This window comes from Sulfuricurvum sp. RIFOXYD12_FULL_44_77, assembly GCF_001830725.1.
GTDB lineage: Bacteria > Campylobacterota > Campylobacteria > Campylobacterales > Sulfurimonadaceae > Sulfuricurvum > Sulfuricurvum kujiense_A.
The window spans coordinates 1-3,697 of the sequence record NZ_MIBU01000238.1; the positions used below are offsets into that span (position 1 = coordinate 1).

Below are 3,697 nucleotides of genomic sequence, written 5' to 3' on the forward strand. Positions count from 1 at the left end.
CACACGCCGGCACTGCGATTTGGATTGCCGCAATAGCATTCAGGTGATAATGCTCCATCGTATCACGCATATTTTCTAAAAGCCTAAACAACTCATCATCAAATTTCCGAACATCGGCAGATACGTACTTAATCCGCTCATCAGGGTAGGTGATCAATTCTTTAATCATTGTGAAAATCTTTATATGGGAATTTTAAACGTCATCGGAGCAAAGCCCCGATTGGCTACGCTTGCCGCTATGGCACTAAAGCTTGCCTCTTCGAGGCAGAAAAGTAGAGCATAGCAGTAGTCAAGACACTTAGTGGCTTTTGCGAACGACGATCAACATTTTGATGTTAATCATAATAAAGCGAAAAAGCTGCCAAAGTTTGCACGTACGCATTTTGATAACAAAATTTGTCGGTACCATAGTCGTAAAGTTAGCATCGTACGGTTTAACGTATTTTTCAATTTCATTCATAATTTTTTTCTCCTTTTACTTATTCAGGGATTAACGTCCAGCCCGGATTGAGCTTGGCTTTATAGATAAACAGGTGGTGAAGGATGTGTTTGATCCAGTGACCCGCAAGTCCGATTTCACCGAAAGTATAATCCAAATCACGTCCTAATCCAGGATATTTTTCAAAATCCGGGACAACAGGATAAACAGTCAATGCCGCAGCGGTACCGTCAAATAGACCTTTACCTGCTGATGCAACACACGCTGCACCCATTTCTGCCATTGATGCCTCATGCAAGTGTGCATCCGGCCCTTTTTTGATCAAATCACAAACACTGTGTGCAACCGCTTTTCCGATGATACCGCTTGGCATACCTGTACGCGGAGGCGTTGGGAAAATTTGAGTACCGTTTGGTGAACTCATCGGTTTAGAGATCGGATGCGGAGGAGCGAACGCGATACCTGCAGCGAAGAGATTTTTGTATGTTGGATTTTGATACGTACGAGGCCAGTCAGACGCTTTCCAGTTCTCATACGCACCCGCATCGTATTTTGCATCAACTTTCATAAAGCCGTTCGGTGCAAACACGGTAGCCGTGATATCTTCGCCCGCTTTGTCGTATGCTTTAAGTCCTACTCCGGCAAAAGGTGGAATCAACATTGAGAAGTCAAATGTCTCTTCGCCCATTGAACCATCAAGAAGTTCATACGACACTTTCCCTTTTTCAACTTTGTTAACGTGAGCACCGATCAACCATTTAATACCGCGCTCAGAATACAAAGACTCTGCAAAAAGACGTGAAGAAGCTGCATATCCGCCGCGTTTCATGTGTAATCCGCCGATTCCGAAGTCACCGAGGAATGATTCGTTGGAGATCCATTGGATATCGGCTAAATCACGGACACCCGCTTTGCGAAGTTCGTGTTCGATATTGAAGATATATTCGAACGCAGCCCCTTGACATGTACACATACCGTGACCTGTCCCGATGAGGAATTTTTGACGTTCCCCTTTTTTCATTTTTTCGATACATTTTGCAAACTCATGCGCTGCATGATCGGCGTGATCTGCCGTACAAACGGAGACGGTAAATTCACCTAACCCGTTAGCATCACCTAGACCCGGAGTTGCGGCAAAATTAAGTTTTGGTCCCGTTGCGTTGATCAAATAATCATACGTTACGTCTTCACTTTGTCCCGCTTTGCCTTGACCTGTATATTCAATAGTAACATACGGTTTATCGCTGCTTGCATTTCCCTCAGGATTGAGGCTTACCGCTTTTGCCTGTTTATAAGTAATCCCTGCTTTTTGATACACGGGAGCAAGGTCAAAAGTAACCTCTTCTTTAGACATTTGACCGACACCGACCCAAATATTTGAGGGGATCCAGTTCCATTTTGAATTAGGGGTAACTACAACCACCTCATGTTCTTTTCCGAGCCAATCTGCCGCAAACGTTGCAGCGGTATGTCCGGCAACACCGCCACCAAGAACAACTACTCTTGCCATATCTTCTCCTTGAATGAATTCCATAAAATCCGATTATAATACCATTACATCACAATTATATCACATCCTTAAAACTACCCTTGTAATTTAAACTAAATTTTCCAGAAAAGCAACAAGTGTTACTTTTTTTCTCAATCTATTTAATACACTAAAAATCACTTTTTTGATTCACTTTAACATTATATATAGAATATAAATAAATATTATTTGGCAAAGCAATCTACAATTATAATTTCATATAATATTCTAGTTTATTTTGTATTATTTTTATTTGACGATATAAGTAAACAGTAGTATTGACTTTAAGCGTCAATACTATTATAATAACTTTATATGTTAATCATATACTTTCATAATATGTTTTATAGTTGCAAGTGGGGATTTTATAATGAAAAGTGTTGTTATTATCGGTGGTGGAATTGCCGGTGTCGAAGCGGCAATCTATTATCGTAAAGAGGGATTTGAGGTTGAGCTTATCAGTGATCGGAGTTATGTTTTTATCTACCCTATCGCTATATGGATCCCCGTAAAAGCAATACGATTTGAAAATGTAGCCTTTTCGCTCGACAAAATTGCTATGCGGCATGGTTTCAAACTCACGGTTGATCGTGTTGTAACCATCAGCGGTGCTCAAAAAACCATAACCCTTGAAAATGGTGGAGAGCGTGAAATCGATCATCTTGTGATTGCTACGGGAGCGGCAAAAATGAAACATGAAGGGTTGGAAAACACCCTCTCTATCTGCGGTGATCCCGAGCAGTCACTACTCCTCAAAGAAAAAATCGATCTCCTCATCGCCAAAGGGAGCGGAAAAATCGCTTTCGGATTCGGCGGCAATCCGAATGATCCCAGCGGTGTACGCGGAGGTCCCGCTTTTGAGCTCTTTTTCAATCTCCATCACCGTCTCAAAAAACTCGGTATAAGAGATAAATTTGAAATGACTTTTTTTGCCCCTATGGCAGAACCGGGTGCTCGAATGGGACAAAAAGCACTCTCATCACTGGAGATGATGTTTCAACGAAACAACTTCAAAACCCGTTACGGCAAAAAAATAAAGCGTTTTGATAACCAAGGCGTTATTTTTGAAGATGAGAGCCGCTTAGAGAGCGATCTGACGATGTTTATTCCGGCAGGAAACGGCTCTGAGCTCATTCGATCCTCCGACCTTCCCCAAAACAGTGCCGGATTTATTCGGATCACTAATTACTGCGAAATCGAAAACGTCGAAAATTGGTATGCCATCGGTGACGCTGCGGCATTAGAGGGACCGGATTGGAAAGCCAAACAAGGGCATATCGCCGAGGTAATGGCACGCAATGCCGCTCATAATAGTGCGATAGCGCATGGGATGAAATTTGAGAATAAAAAAACCTACCAAGAGCATCTCACAATCCTCTGCGTTATGGATATGGGCAACGGCGCCGGATTTGTTTATCGTGATGACAAAAAAACCCTTCTACTCCCACTTCCGATCATAGGACATTGGCTCAAAATCGGCTGGGGATGGTACTACAAACTCTCTAAAATGGAGTATATTCCCCGTATCCCTTGGATGTAATTAACACGCTTCTAAAATCTTCGTCACAATCTCATAAACGTTGTTGGAGAGGTTCGGATGATTTTTTATCCGCTCCAACTCACGCCCCATCAATATTTTTTGATCACTATTTAAACGTCCGTAATTTTTAAACGCCCCCGCCAATCCCGAAGCAATCTGTGGATTGAGGGCATCAATTTCGATCACTTTA

Annotated in this window: 5 protein-coding genes; 1 reads left to right on the forward strand and 4 read right to left on the reverse strand. The window is 42.2% G+C overall.

The annotated features are described in order from the left end of the window. The 3 genes from A2517_RS12015 to A2517_RS08510 all read right to left on the reverse strand — a co-directional run. Window positions 1–169: peptide deformylase (locus tag A2517_RS12015; RefSeq protein WP_367187993.1), on the reverse strand; the 169-nt coding region annotated here is incomplete at its 3' end. A 129-nt stretch (window positions 170–298) separates the two neighbouring features. Then, window positions 299–460: a hypothetical protein gene (locus tag A2517_RS08505; protein ID WP_294896073.1), complete on the reverse strand. Its 162-nt coding sequence runs from the start codon at window positions 458–460 to the stop codon at window positions 299–301. A 19-nt stretch (window positions 461–479) separates the two neighbouring features. Beyond that, window positions 480–1,949 (reverse strand): FAD-dependent oxidoreductase, encoded by a 1,470-nt coding sequence (locus A2517_RS08510; RefSeq protein ID WP_294896075.1) that lies wholly within the window; start codon window positions 1,947–1,949, stop codon window positions 480–482. 388 nt (window positions 1,950–2,337) lie between these two features. Between A2517_RS08510 and A2517_RS08515 the strand changes: the two genes are divergently transcribed. Next, window positions 2,338–3,507: an FAD-dependent oxidoreductase gene (locus A2517_RS08515; RefSeq protein WP_294896077.1), complete on the forward strand. Its 1,170-nt coding sequence runs from the start codon at window positions 2,338–2,340 to the stop codon at window positions 3,505–3,507. Here A2517_RS08515 and A2517_RS08520 read toward each other — a convergent pair. Then, window positions 3,508–3,697 (reverse strand): aminopeptidase N C-terminal domain-containing protein (locus tag A2517_RS08520; protein WP_294896079.1); only part of this gene is annotated, 190 nt, incomplete at its 5' end. It abuts the gene before it with no gap.